Raw genomic sequence first — 12599 nt, 5'->3', positions numbered from 1 at the left:
ATCAAAGCGCCGGGGCTCTGCTTCGGTGCTTTTTTTGTGTTTAATAGTGATCCGGTTTCCATCCAGCCATTGTGAATGTTGGCGATGGTTTCAGATCCTCCCGGTAAACGATCGGATGCTTTTTCACGTATTCCGCAAGCTGTTCCGGCGTCATCTTCCATTCTTCAACCGGTCCTGGCAGGTAAGGATTGATGCTTTGCTGTTCCATGGTATCTACCTCCTGAATTGATTTTGGGAATTTCCGTGCCGCCGAGCTTCTTGCAATCAGAACCCATTCGGCTGGCGCATGCCTTAAACTGAGAGCAACGTGTCATACAGGCCATGAGCTTATCTTCTTCCTGCACCCACAACGGCCGATCGTCTGCGATTACCACGTTTAACAGTGGACTTTCCCGCCTTTCTTTTGAGTTTTTTCAGCTCGTCCAGCTCGATGAAGCCAAGTGACTTATCCAGAGCCAGCACCTTGAGTGGCGTATCGTAAAGCCGCTCATACAACTTGCGTTTGATGGCAAATTCCTTTGTTTCCACGCCCTTGATGTCAATGATCTCGATGCTGCCGTCCAAGTTATGAACCTCAAAGTCTGCAATATATTCAATCTTCCGAAAAGTTTTGCCGTTCTTTTTGAATGCTTCTTGCAGTATGAACCGTGGCTGCAGCTTAAAATCTTTTATCTGCTTGCTCACCTTGAGCCATTTCAGTTGCTCATAGTATTTGGCTTCGGCCCGGCTATCGAACGTGATGCCATCCACCTGCGTTTTTCTTGCACCGTATTTATTTGCTGGCATGTGATGCCTCCCCTATTCTGATTAGTAGTGTAAGAGGAAGGAATGTGCATTTTATAAACCGCATCCCACCAACTGAAAGGATTTCAAAACCGATATTCCAATTTAGCAGTGCCAATCCCCAGAAGAACCTTGGCATCATTCTGCATGCCCCTGAAGCTTATTCTTTTGCTCTTCAATCTCCATTTCTGACATGCCGCAGTCAATACAACATTCATAGTCAGGTATTTGCAAATGACCTTCTCCCGGCATAGTGCAGTAACTCATTTCCATGTGCTTATGCTCACAGGATTCCTGACGTTTTTTCTGTTCCGCCTCTTTGACAACCGAGCAGTATTCTCTTTCGTGCAACCTAGCTCCGTGCTTTGTCATCAGCCGCTTTCCGCAATGTTCACACTGGTAAAGCGTCTGATTTTCTAACACTTTCATTCTTCTTACCTCCCGTCATTCTCTTCCCATTGCTGAATCTGCTTTTCTATTGCTGGCGCCGTCAGTATGATGGCCGGCAGCAGCATCACCGCTTTAAGCACTGCGCATCAGCTCCATTTGTCTTATCTTTTCCTCAAGCACCCGGATAGCAGGCGTGAGATCCTTTCCGACCTTTTGTTCAGCAGGCCCGAACAAATACATTCCTTTGGATCCATTAACATTCGTTTTTTCATCCATTCCGCAACCCTGCCAATCTATGATTTAATTGCATTCTGTCGCCCTTGATGATCACGCAATAATCCGCGCACATTTCATAAATCCTGGTGCCGAGTGCTTCGTCTATATCGACAAGTTCTTCGATGTCTAATTCACTCGAGATAAGAACCGGTTTATGGTTCAGATATCGATAATTGATGACGGAGTATGTCTGCTCCACCTGCCAATCGGTTGCCCGTGGTTTCTTAATCCGTCCTTCTTTGGTGTTTGTGTACACAGGCTTGAACAGATCATCTATGAACAGCACTTCAACCTCTTTCATTCGATTGAGTTTCTCTTCCAGCTTGTCAAAGTCGTCTTTCAGATCGTTGAAGCCTTCCACATAAGGAAAATACTGAACCGCGACATTTTTCGATTTGATCAGCTTGTTTGAAATGGCAGTTAACAGGTGCGTTTTCCCTGAGCCTGGCTGCCCCAGTAAAGCAATGCTGTTGCTTCGGGTGCCCCGGATGCTGTCAAAATCCTTGTAGTATTCCACCGCAGTATCGTAAGTTTCTTTCACAACAGCTGGCTTTCCCTCAGTTATAAAATTCTTGAACTTCAACTTCTCAAATTCAGCAGTTATGTCACTAGAATTCATCAGTTTTCGGATGCGCCGGCGCTCTATGCAGTTGCACCGGACCCAAACCTCGTGTCCGTCCTTGTTCTCGATGTAGCCAAGTTGATCTTTGCATTTCGGGCATTCATATTCAGCCTTTTCTTCTGATCCGGCCGACCCCGCCGAAAATTGGGCTGACCTTTGCTGAAGCTTCTTCAGTATTGCTGCCATTGCCGCGTCTGTACTTTGCGTTTTGTGTGTTGCCATGTTGCCACTCCTTACTTTTGTTCTTGTTTGACTGGAGAATGCGCTGTACGTAGGCGTGCGTTCCGCGTTACTGCCTCTTTCATTGCACCCAACACCTTATCTTCGCCATAATCGTCTATCAAGCTATTAAGCTTCTCAGCCATGAACGATGATAGAAGGCCGAATCCCTCATCCTCGAAAAATGCAAATGCGTTACTCTTCATTTTCTTCTCATCCTCCTGTTGCTCTTCTTGTGCTGGTGCCAAGTCTTTTTTCTTGTTGTAATTTCCTAGTTGGATGTACTCAGCGTAATGAAGAACTGTTACGATAAAACCGCGCTTTTGTGGTAGCCGGTCCAACTTCAAATATTCTTGTTTAACCATTCGATCTAATGAATACTTGATTTGATCAGCTGACCAGTTAAAGCGTTTAGCTAGATCCACCAGTTTGATAATTGTTTGGCCGGGCTCTAATTGTTGATCTGGCCTGTACTCAGCTCTTTTAAACAAATGATCGTAAATCGTCTCATCGCGTGAATCCTTAAAGGGTAGCCGGGGCAGGATCACATACCCCAAACCGTGCATATCCATGCCGCTCACCTACTTCCTTTCACACAGTACTGTCAGGGCTCTAAAATCAATATCAATCAATCGCAGCGTCGGTTCATTTCTTTTGAGGTAATCAGTAACATACCGCGTATACAAGTCTTTTCGCATATCTCTGTGGACGGTCTTCACAAGCCAGACATAACAATGGGGAATAGAGACTTTGAGCACTGCCCTTTCCATCAACTAACCAGCTCCGAAAAATGAATAATACTGTTCAGTTGATTAGTAGACCGGCAATACTTGCATTTTTCACACCGTACGGGCTTCTCCCCGCCATATTTAACTTGGATAATGCGTTCCATTCTTTTTTCAATATTCTCAAGCTCTACTTCCATCCTGCCTTCATCAATATTGATGACAGCTTTATCAGGTGGATCTTCTTTTGAAACCCCTACGATCAGGGGCTCAAGCCATTCGTTTCGTCCAGTCATTCTTTTTTCAAGCTCTGCATACAGCGCCATTTGTGCAATATAGCCATTTGCCTCGACAAATGAGCAATATCCTATTTCCGGGTCCCAAACTTTCTCCCGCAATGACCGTGCTGTTTTCAGATCGGAGAAACGGCCGCCAGCTGGGTTGTATACGTCCAGCTTTCCTTTCCACGGAACACCGAACAATTCAGCAGTTACGATGACTTCCTTTTCTCCTTGAAGAACAAACATACAGAGATCATCATTTTGAATCGCCTCAATCATCAGATCAGCTAGCTGATACTGTTTGTACAGCTGTCCCTTTTGAGTAAATAACGAAGGTGTGTTCATCTTGAATTCATCAAAAGCCTGTTCACCTTCAAGCCAGGCATGAACGTATTGACCAAAGAGAAGGGCCTCCGATGTTGGTGGCGTCCATTCTCCATTAATCTTTGCCATCGTTGCTGCCTCACATTGAAGAAAGCTTTTATATTGAGAGTTTGACATGTAGTATCTATCAATCTCGTTAGAATAATAGTTCTCCTTGTTTAGCGCTGGTATCCGCATTAGCAGGATCACCCGCCTTTTCTTTGCTATCAGCAGGCTTGTCAGCTTGATCTTTTTGCTTTTTGAACGCTTCCTCAGCCTTTGATTTTGTTGCACCTGTAGCCTTGGTATTGAAGTAATCTTCCTTCTTTGCCATACCGTCACGAAGCGCTGTATAAATGCGGCCTATTTTGAGAAAGTCTTGCTCTGTGAATGCATCTAAATTGCTGCCGATGTATTCCTGAATCATTTCCTTAGTAACGCCAAACTCTTTTTTAAAGAGAGACAAAGCACTTCTGAGACGATCTTCCAGAGGCTCCTTATAGCCACTGATCAAAGTTTTTTGACACATATCAACCGCTGCATCGACAATGTCACCAGGTATGACACCGAGAATACAAGTCCGGACACGTCGAGCTCCTTGATTGGCAACCATTTCGTAAATATCCCGTGGATCATCTAGTTTTGTGATCTTTCCCTTTGCCTTTCTTTCGTGTTTCACAGTGAAAATTTTGGTTTGTCGTGTGTTTGTTTCAAGGTCCCAAGCGTAGGCCATGACAGAGGATTCTCCTGCTTTCTGCTCAAGCTCCATGATTCCGTAATCAATGTTGCCCCAATTCTGCGCTAGTGCTTCGGCCAACCTAATTGATGGCCCTGATACTTTACTTCCGCCGCGTGGGTATTCATAGACAGCATTTTCAGCTAACAATCGTCTTTCACAAGCTTTTCTGATGCGTTCAAACGCCGCATAAACGTCACGCGGGAATTTTTTTGCAATAACCATAGCCGCCTGTACTTCTTGCGCCTGCCGGCTTACCATTGCTTCTGTAGTCACGCTGGATGCCTGCTGTGAGACCGGCATATAATCGGAGTAATCTACCTGTGATAATCCATTCATTGTGCTTCTGCCACCTTTCTTTTGTAAGCTTCTATTCCAAGCCGTTGCCATTCCCGGTAATGGTCCATTGAAGGGAAACTAAACTGCGCCTTACCGTTTTTGGCGATTACAATAGAACCTCCAACCTGTCTTAAACGTTGCTGATCCTCCGCACGCTCGCTGAACGCCACTTTAACTGCTTTAGCCATGTATAAAACCTCCATTGATTTTCATGAGGCATTTTGGTATAATTAAGTAAATATTTCAGTCAAAATGCCTTACTGAGTCCACTTGCCAGAGTGGGCTTTTTTATTGCTCATTTTTAAATTTGAAACCAAGCTGTTCCCTCAGATAACGATCAAGGTTCTCTCTCAAGATCACCGCACCGCAGTCGATTACATAATCATCAACTGGCGTAACTTCATCCCCGAAAAAATCCTTTTGTTTTTCCTGCTCAGTCAGCCTGTCGTGCCAATTATTCAGAATCATTGGGTTTTCGATGTTCATCCCAGACACCTACTTATCACTGCCAAGTTGATTCCGCGCTGTTGCATATTCATAGCTGTTTCATACAATCGACCTTTATTGGCCAGTCGGCTTATATCCTCAGTAAGAACTTTGATACTCCCTGCGAGACTAATAGCCTCTTCATAATCACCGTCACGCAACGCCTCTGACAGCATGATAGAAAGTTCTTCTGCTGATTCGATTTTTCTTTTGGCTGACTCTACATCTGAATTTAAAAACTGATTGATTTTCATGCTAAAATGGCCTGCCTTTCCTTTTGTTTTGACATTGCAACCTGATTCATCAAAGCTTTACGCGTCCACCTATCAGCAAGCTCCTGCATATTCAGGCCATGATTCCGGACCAAAGAATAGATCAGTGTTTTATTTGCTGGAATAAGATCAAAGATTTGCTTTATATCCCCCATCGGTAAATCTTTTGAACGGCCAGGCCGATCATTCGCCAGCCAGCGCGCCAGATGTTTTGTTGCTTGCAATGCTTCTTCAAGTTGATGAACCATATTTATTACCGCAGCACTTGCACTTTCGTTTAAAGCCGGATCTACTGGTGCAGCAGCTGTCGGATGTAGCTTGAATAAGTAATGTACTAGATCAATATGTTCATAGGCTTCACATACCTCAAACCACTTGACGCATAACTCCGGGGTTAGTCTGCTCAGACCATTTTCAATATCTGATACATACCTCTGATCCTTCCCTCCAATTAAATTACCGATTTGATATTGAGCGAGACCTGCTGCCTTTCGGGCACTACGCATAATTTGCGGTAAGTTCCGCAAATTGTATGGGTTGTTCTCCATATGTTTGCCTCCTGATACATTCAGTTTTTATTGGTAAAATTCAAGTAATGAAGAAACTAACTTATAGTTGATAAGGCTTTTCAAGCTTTTTTAGAGTCGTGTTTTTATCGCTTCGGCTCTATGTGTTTCGAATTTCCAGCTACTAGAGCTTAGGATTTCGCTTTGTTGCCTATAATAAAAACAAGAAATGATTTACTTTATAAAGCCTCTTTCATGTTTGCTAGTTCCTGAGCTTCGATCCATGCATCAATATTGTGTTTCGTAAAGAAAATGCGCGAACGCACTCGGAAATGAGGAATTTGTTTTTCACGAACCATTGTGTAAATCGTATCGTGATGCACACCGAGGTATTCAGCTGCTTCTTGAACGGTTAATGTGTTGCGGGTCATTTCTAATCCTCCTATGCTGTTTTATAAATCTCTCACTCTTCCATGTGGTAAAATCTTCATGGGAAGGTGGTGAAATCAAAATGACAATTGATGATATGATCCTGAAAGATGGTCAAAGGTTTAATCACTATCGCAATAAAGATAGAATCGGTAATGTTTCATGTATTCGTGGTCAAGACGATAAAGGAAGATATTTCAATTTCATTTCAGATAAACCTGTACAAATTGGTGATATATTTTCTACAGATAAAATTAAGTACTTCGTAAGTGACCTAGATGAAATCTCTAGTTTTGATGATGATACTTTTTTACGGGTCTACTACCTTACCGAGACAGAAATGAATGAAAAAGAAAACGTTCAATCTAATGTTAGTTTTCAAATACAAAACGTTCATTCATCCGTGCTTGGAAGTGGAAACCATACAGTATTTAATATCAACCAGGGATTAGATGAAATACTCTCAGAAATCAATAAGAAAAACTCGGTTGACAGAGAGAAACTGATTGAAATGGTAAACGAATTAAGAAATTTAACTGAAAATGACGAACCAATACCTCAAGGCACCCTTAGCAAATTTGGTGATCTATTGATTAAACACTCATGGTTAACTGGTCCACTTGGACAAACTTTAGTCTCGTGGGTGTTCAAGCGATAATTCGTTTGCTAATACAAGTAGCAGTAAATGAGCAATAACATAAGCATTATTTATTTTCTCAGGGAGGGAATTCTCAATTTTTAACTCGAGTGAGACTCTTCCTCCCTCAATTGCTCTTTCTTTTGTAAAAGTTAAAACATCCACTGACAAGTCATTTTCAGTAAGCTTATTAATCCGATTCTGTAAATCTTTAATAAATTGTTTTGTCGGCATTCATTCCACCTCCTATGCACTATTAATTTCTAATTCAGAAACGTTTTCCGCAAAAAAATCTGTGATTTTACATTGCAAATGTTTCGCTAAAGGAGGTAACTGTTCAGCTTTAAATGAGTAGACACCTTGCTCATACTTTAAATATGTTGATCCATTTTTAAAGCCAAGCTTCGTTGCCATATCTTGCAGGGTCAGTTTTAATAATTTTCTTCTGCTCTTGATAAAAAGTAAGTCAAATTCTTGCAAGCCATTCACCTCCTTCATTTCTAATTTAGAAATGATTTAACCTCATCTCACAGTTCTAAAACAGAAATGTCAACAAAGATATTTACATTTTAGAAACTTTTTTGTTGCCATTACAGAAACATGTTATTATTTGTTCTAACTAAGAAAGTGGTGAAAACAATGAGTATAGGTGATCGGATTATTTTCTTGAGGGAAAGGAAAGGCTGGTCGCAACGAGAGCTAGCACGCCGTATAGATTTAAATTATGCTGTAATGAATCGTATAGAAAAAGGCACCCGCCCTATTACTGATTCAGAAATAATTAAACTAGCTGATGTTTTAGATACAACAACAGACTACTTGTTGGGATATAGCAACTCTAATATTAAAGAACCTGTTAAAAATGAGACATTCGACGATCCTGATTTACAAATAGCCTTTAAAGATGCTTCTGATTTTTCAGAGGAAGCACGTAGACAAACTATTGATTTTATTAATTACTTAAAACAGAAAGAAAAAGCAAAAGGACGAAAAACACCAAATGCGGAGAATGATTGACATTCCATAAAGCAAAAGTATTGCAATTTTTTATTTCTACAGACGCATATAACAGAAGCACTTTCTCCATTATCTTTTTATGTTTATTATGTTTTAAATTCTGTTTACTAATAAGATCCGGATTCTATTTCGGATTGAATCCGGATTCTCATCAGAAGATTTTAATTTTCAAGCTGATTAACCCTTATATATCCAGAGTCTTGCCATATGTTCTCATCAGGATTTCCTTCAGAATTGGATTGGAACTCTCTTCTGGATAAAAAACTTGTAAATTTATTTGAATAGTTAAAAATAACCTAGATGTGAGCCGATAATGATATTTAGCATGTATTTCAATAAAAGGGAAAATTACTTTGAGAAAGTGGTTGTAAGACATCGGAACTTCGGCATAAAGACATGCGAAAGATAAAATTAAGAATATTTAATGGTCTTAGCAATAGAGAATTTCACACCTAATTTTAGTTTGTGGAAAGTGGTGTTTATGTTGTCAAAAAATTTAAGACCTTCTAAAGCAGAAATCGCATTTCTAGATCAGGCATATAAAAAATTTTACGAAATTTATAGAGAAACTCTTAATGATGAATTTTGGGAAAAGGATTCTTATTACCGTTTTTTCAGAATAAAAACTGCATTTGAAATATACGCTGAGTTATTAAATTACGAACCTATAAAGTGGGAAATAAAATTAATCAAAAAAAATCGTCCTCCAATGGAGGGAGAGTTAGGTAGCGAATTATTTAAGTGCATTAGAAACATATTTGCACATTTTCCTTTCTTTGACTCGTGGAATGAAGTATGGATTAATAAACTGTTAATTAATTGGTATAAAGAAGGACAAACTATTGATAGGTTTCTAAGAAAATACGTTGGTAAAGATGAGATACATTTACGAATATGGGAAGGCGATAAGAAGCAAATGACATACTTAAGCATCACTTTCCCTAATGAATATAATGATAACACCCAAATATATCTTAAAGATATAATGTCAGAAAGAGAAGGAGTAAAATTCTCTCTAATTCTGATGAAAAAAATAATAGACACACAGCTTATTCATCCAAATTTTTAGTGTCTATTGAAAATTTTGAATACACCGGTAACAATGTACATTGGAGAAAAAATTAAGGCCCCAAAAAAGGGCTTTTCTTTCACACCAAATACAGAACATACATTCCCATCAGGTGGTGCTATTATGACAATTCAGTTATCTCATCTAGAAGAAGAAGTAAAGAAGATTTATACAAAATTGAATATGTTTACTCCTGAAGAGGTTGACATGGAAGGGATTGCGGCTGCTTTCAAGATATGGATTCATTATGAGAAAGCTAATAGCAGCATGTTTTGTATCAATGGACTTTATAGCATGGTTTTGGATATTCGAGCTTCACCACAAGAGCAATGGCAAGACTTCGTTCATGAACTCGCCCATGTGCTGAAGCATGCCGGAAACCAATTTAATATGAATAGAATGTTTAGAGAGCTTCAAGAATATCAGGCCAATAGTTTCATGTATCACTTTTGTGTACCGACATTCATGCTCGAAAAGATTTCGTTGCCACGCATGCAATCGGAGGCTATAAAATTAATTGGGGATACCTTTAATGTTACATACCCTTTCGCAGCCAAACGGTTTGAAATGTGCAAAAGAAAACTGTTTTCAGAGAAACTTTATTTAGTGGGGTGTTAATCATGGGTCATTGGATGGCTAGAGGTCAAAAATCATTTTTATTAGTTGTTGAAAATGGTTATGATTCAAAAGGCAAACGCAATAGGAAGACTAAAACAATCAAAATTGAAGATCCAAAAATTCTAAACAGCGTTAGAAAGCGAGAAAAATATTTATCACAGCAACTCCTAATGTTTGAAATGGAAGTAACATCTGGTGAATATATATCGCCCGAAAAAACAACCTTCGAGTCTTTTGCAAAAGAATATAAAGAACGAATTTTATATAAGAAATTTGCACATAGAACATCTGAAATGCATGAGAGTCATATTAAAAACTATATTCTTCCAGCAATCGGTCATAGGAGATTAGATCAGATCAAAACAATGCATATTGTTGACTTTATGGATTCACTTGAAAAAGACGGAATTCGAAAAGACGGCAAACCAGGAGGTTTATCAAGTTCAACCAGATACGACGTATTCAAAGTTCTAAAGGCAATGTTCAAAGTTGCTGTTAAGCAATGGAAACTAATCAAAGTAGATCCAACCGAAGATTTAGATCCCCCTTCTGTTGAAACCAAAGAAATGCAATTTTATGATTCAGAAGCAGCTAAAGAATGCATTGAAGCTCTTTATCAGATTGATATAATGTGGAGATTGTACTTTTTGGGCGCAATGATTGGCGGTCTAAGAAGAGCAGAAGGATTAGCCTTTGAATGGCATTTAGATGTTGATTGGGATGCGGGAGGTTTTTATGTAAATCGTTCAATTCCAAAAACAATTGATGGAAAACCACTTATCAAAGATCCTAAATCAAAAAAATCCAAGCGCTTTGTAAAAATGCCTGATTGGTACATGGAAGAGCTTGAGAAGTACTATAGAATGTGGAAAAAAGAGAAACTGAGATTAGGTGATGCTTGGGAAGGTGGAGAACATCAATACATTTTCCATAGTGGGAAAGGTAAGCCCTATTATTACACAACCCCCACTGCAAAATGGTCCAAGTTCACTAAAAAGTATGGGCTGAAAAAAATACGACTTCATGAGTTGCGTCATACAATGGTTACTTTATTAATTGAAGCTGGTGCAAATTATAGAGCGATTCAAGAACGAGTCGGTCACGCCAGCTATCGAACTACATTCGATAGATATGGCCATGTAACAAAAAAATTAGCTGATCAGACAGCTGAACTATTCAATAATTTTGACCCTAAAAAGAGATACGGTCAATGAATTTTGAAGACAAAAAATCAAGTTCGCCAACAGTTTGCCAACAACTCGCGAATTTGATAAACCGGCTTTATTAAAGGAAAGTAAAAAACCCTTGCGTAGCAAGGGTTTAAGCTATGATTCCGACTGGGCTCGAACCAGCGACCTCTACCCTGTCAAGGTAGCGCTCTCCCAGCTGAGCTACGGAATCATGATATGTATGTGTTGCTGGGTATGTTGTTGTCTTTCTGACAAGTTCTATTATATAACCTTACCTTCTATTCGTCAACTGCTTTTTTAGAAAAACTTTTTTTGGACTTGCTGTTCCGTTCCCCGGCTATTATAATATGTCTTAATTTTCTAACAATAGAGGTGATGGGGTTTTGCATTCTTTGATTTCTTCCGATGATGTTTGGGTATTATGGGGGTTTATTGCGGTGTGGGCGGCAGTGAGCATCGGGCTGGAGCAGCGCTTTAAGTGGGCGTCCGCTGTGTCGGGCGCTATTATCGCCCTTGCAGGTGCTATGGTGTTTACAAATGTAGGAGTGCTTCCTGTTGAGTCGCCTGTGTATGATACTGTGTGGGCTTATGTGGTGCCGCTTGCGATTCCCCTTTTGCTGTTTCAGATCAATGTTCGGCAAATTTTTAAGGAAAGCAGGCGTTTGCTGTTTATTTTTCTGATTAGCTCCGCTGGCACTGTGCTTGGGAGCATTCTTGCTTTTTTTCTACTTAAACAGCATATTCCTTACTTAGATAAAATCGGCGGGATGATCAGCGCCTCTTATATCGGCGGCGGGGTCAACTTTGCGGCGATGGCGGCAAAATTTGAGACGCCTGGTGAATATGTGTCGGCTACCGTTGTGGCTGATAATTTTATGATGGCGCTTTTGTTTTTTATTTTAATCAGCATTCCTGCACTCAAATGGTTTCAGCGGCATTATGCCATGCCGTTTGAAGAGAAGGTAAAAGCCGATGAAAACAGCGGAAACAGTGCTGAAAGCTATTGGAAACGGAAGGATATTTCCTTAAAGGATATCGCTTTTAATGCCGGTGCCGCTTTCGCACTTGTTGCGGTTAGTATGAAGGTTTCCGGTTATTTTAAAAGCGTTTTTTCTCATCCCCTGCTGACCGGTACGCTTGGCGATCAGTACCTAATGCTTACATCTTTAACTGTTCTTATCATTTTTCTTTTCCCGCGTTTTTTTGAAAGGCTCAATGGATCTCAGGAGCTTGGAACCTTTTTGATTTATTTGTTTTTTGTGGTGATCGGCATTCCTGCAGATCTCCGTTTAATCGTCACGAATGCGCCTCTTATTCTATTATTCGTGTTTATCATTGCGATCAGCAATTTAGCGGTTTCCTTAGCTGCCGGAAAATTGTTCCGTGTGCGGCTTGAAGAAATTCTGCTCGCCGTCAACGCTACTGTCGGGGGACCGACGACTGCGGCTGCGATGGCAATTGCCAAGGGATGGCGGGAGCTTGTCGCCCCGATCATGCTTGTCGGTACGCTCGGCTACTTAATCGGCAACTATGTTGGCACTTTTATGGGAAATTGGTTTTCTTCCTTCTTATAAAAAGGATATTTGCATTTCCCTGAGAATAATGTAAGAGGAATGCTGACATGAGAACGGAGAGATCACT

At 40.3% G+C, this 12599-nt stretch carries 20 protein-coding genes, 1 tRNA gene and 1 pseudogene; 6 read left to right on the top strand and 16 right to left on the bottom strand.

The features are described from left to right. Positions 1–40: 40 nt before the first annotated feature. The 13 genes and pseudogenes from NST79_RS06595 to NST79_RS06535 form a co-directional block, all read right to left on the bottom strand. Positions 41–208, bottom strand: a complete 168-nt coding sequence (locus NST79_RS06595; RefSeq protein ID WP_172640595.1) for a hypothetical protein — start codon at positions 206–208, stop codon at positions 41–43. A 119-nt stretch (positions 209–327) separates the two neighbouring features. Continuing rightward, complete coding sequence (locus NST79_RS06590; protein WP_144453599.1) at positions 328–786, bottom strand: DUF1064 domain-containing protein; 459 nt, start codon at positions 784–786, stop codon at positions 328–330. Positions 787–921: 135 nt separating this feature from the next. Then, positions 922–1212: a hypothetical protein gene (locus NST79_RS06585; protein WP_212059832.1), complete on the bottom strand. Its 291-nt coding sequence runs from the start codon at positions 1210–1212 to the stop codon at positions 922–924. Between the two features lie 93 nt (positions 1213–1305). After that, the gene (locus NST79_RS06580) at positions 1306–1449 is read right to left on the bottom strand and encodes a hypothetical protein (protein ID WP_064911542.1); all 144 of its coding nucleotides are present in this window, start codon (positions 1447–1449) and stop codon (positions 1306–1308) included. Beyond that, complete coding sequence (locus tag NST79_RS06575; RefSeq protein WP_212059829.1) at positions 1442–2293, bottom strand: ATP-binding protein; 852 nt, start codon at positions 2291–2293, stop codon at positions 1442–1444. Before NST79_RS06575 ends, NST79_RS06580 begins: the two co-directional genes overlap by 8 nt. Beyond that, positions 2178–2862, bottom strand: a pseudogene (locus tag NST79_RS06570) (DnaD domain protein). Before NST79_RS06570 ends, NST79_RS06575 begins: the two are co-directional and overlap by 116 nt. Positions 2863–3059: 197 nt before the next feature. Beyond that, on the bottom strand, positions 3060–3857 hold the full coding sequence (locus NST79_RS06565; protein WP_284692387.1) for a PD-(D/E)XK nuclease-like domain-containing protein: 798 nt from the start codon (positions 3855–3857) through the stop codon (positions 3060–3062). Then, positions 3817–4734, bottom strand: coding sequence for a hypothetical protein (locus NST79_RS06560; RefSeq protein WP_212059827.1), 918 nt, complete (start codon positions 4732–4734; stop codon positions 3817–3819). The genes NST79_RS06565 and NST79_RS06560 overlap by 41 nt, the downstream gene beginning before the upstream one ends. Beyond that, the gene (locus tag NST79_RS06555; RefSeq protein ID WP_212059825.1) at positions 4731–4922 is read right to left on the bottom strand and encodes a hypothetical protein; all 192 of its coding nucleotides are present in this window, start codon (positions 4920–4922) and stop codon (positions 4731–4733) included. The genes NST79_RS06560 and NST79_RS06555 overlap by 4 nt, the downstream gene beginning before the upstream one ends. A 100-nt stretch (positions 4923–5022) precedes the next feature. After that, positions 5023–5220, bottom strand: coding sequence for a hypothetical protein (locus NST79_RS06550; protein WP_212059823.1), 198 nt, complete (start codon positions 5218–5220; stop codon positions 5023–5025). After that, complete coding sequence (locus NST79_RS06545; protein WP_212059821.1) at positions 5217–5474, bottom strand: YqaH family protein; 258 nt, start codon at positions 5472–5474, stop codon at positions 5217–5219. Before NST79_RS06545 ends, NST79_RS06550 begins: the two co-directional genes overlap by 4 nt. Next, the gene (locus NST79_RS06540; RefSeq protein WP_212059819.1) at positions 5471–6040 is read right to left on the bottom strand and encodes a helix-turn-helix transcriptional regulator; all 570 of its coding nucleotides are present in this window, start codon (positions 6038–6040) and stop codon (positions 5471–5473) included. The genes NST79_RS06545 and NST79_RS06540 overlap by 4 nt, the downstream gene beginning before the upstream one ends. Before the next feature lie 197 nt (positions 6041–6237). Continuing rightward, complete coding sequence (locus NST79_RS06535) at positions 6238–6429, bottom strand: helix-turn-helix domain-containing protein (protein WP_114150697.1); 192 nt, start codon at positions 6427–6429, stop codon at positions 6238–6240. An 80-nt stretch (positions 6430–6509) separates the two neighbouring features. Here NST79_RS06535 and NST79_RS06530 point away from each other — a divergent pair, with 80 nt between their 5' ends. Then, complete coding sequence (locus NST79_RS06530) at positions 6510–7085, top strand: hypothetical protein (protein ID WP_212059817.1); 576 nt, start codon at positions 6510–6512, stop codon at positions 7083–7085. Here NST79_RS06530 and NST79_RS06525 read toward each other — a convergent pair. Then, entirely contained in the window at positions 7059–7298 is a 240-nt protein-coding gene (locus tag NST79_RS06525; protein ID WP_212059816.1) for a hypothetical protein, read from the bottom strand. The genes NST79_RS06530 and NST79_RS06525 overlap by 27 nt on opposite strands. 12 nt (positions 7299–7310) lie before the next feature. After that, positions 7311–7544: a helix-turn-helix transcriptional regulator gene (locus NST79_RS06520; protein WP_212059815.1), complete on the bottom strand. Its 234-nt coding sequence runs from the start codon at positions 7542–7544 to the stop codon at positions 7311–7313. Positions 7545–7703: 159 nt separating this feature from the next. On the opposite strand from NST79_RS06520, the gene NST79_RS06515 reads away from it, so the two are divergent. The 4 genes from NST79_RS06515 (at position 7704) to NST79_RS06500 (ending at position 10982) form a co-directional block, all read left to right on the top strand. After that, positions 7704–8081, top strand: a complete 378-nt coding sequence (locus tag NST79_RS06515; protein ID WP_114150700.1) for a helix-turn-helix transcriptional regulator — start codon at positions 7704–7706, stop codon at positions 8079–8081. A 484-nt stretch (positions 8082–8565) separates the two neighbouring features. Beyond that, the gene (locus NST79_RS06510; RefSeq protein ID WP_268306417.1) at positions 8566–9150 is read left to right on the top strand and encodes a hypothetical protein; all 585 of its coding nucleotides are present in this window, start codon (positions 8566–8568) and stop codon (positions 9148–9150) included. Positions 9151–9273: 123 nt separating this feature from the next. Further along, positions 9274–9768 (top strand): ImmA/IrrE family metallo-endopeptidase, encoded by a 495-nt coding sequence (locus tag NST79_RS06505; RefSeq protein ID WP_212059650.1) that lies wholly within the window; start codon positions 9274–9276, stop codon positions 9766–9768. 2 nt (positions 9769–9770) lie between these two features. After that, positions 9771–10982, top strand: coding sequence for a site-specific integrase (locus NST79_RS06500; RefSeq protein ID WP_212059652.1), 1212 nt, complete (start codon positions 9771–9773; stop codon positions 10980–10982). 114 nt (positions 10983–11096) lie between these two features. On the opposite strand, the gene NST79_RS06495 is transcribed toward NST79_RS06500, so the two are convergent. Then, positions 11097–11169: transfer RNA gene (locus NST79_RS06495), tRNA-Val, on the bottom strand. 172 nt (positions 11170–11341) lie between these two features. On the opposite strand from NST79_RS06495, the gene NST79_RS06490 reads away from it, so the two are divergent. Then, positions 11342–12532 carry a DUF819 family protein gene (locus tag NST79_RS06490; protein WP_192858363.1) on the top strand — a complete coding sequence of 397 codons (1191 nt, stop codon included), beginning with the start codon at positions 11342–11344 and terminating at the stop codon, positions 12530–12532. Positions 12533–12599 lie beyond the last annotated feature (67 nt).

The sequence above is a fragment of the Bacillus sp. PS196 genome, assembly GCF_037963555.1.
GTDB lineage: Bacteria > Bacillota > Bacilli > Bacillales > Bacillaceae > Bacillus > Bacillus subtilis.
This window is presented reverse-complemented; position numbering and strand designations above follow the sequence as displayed.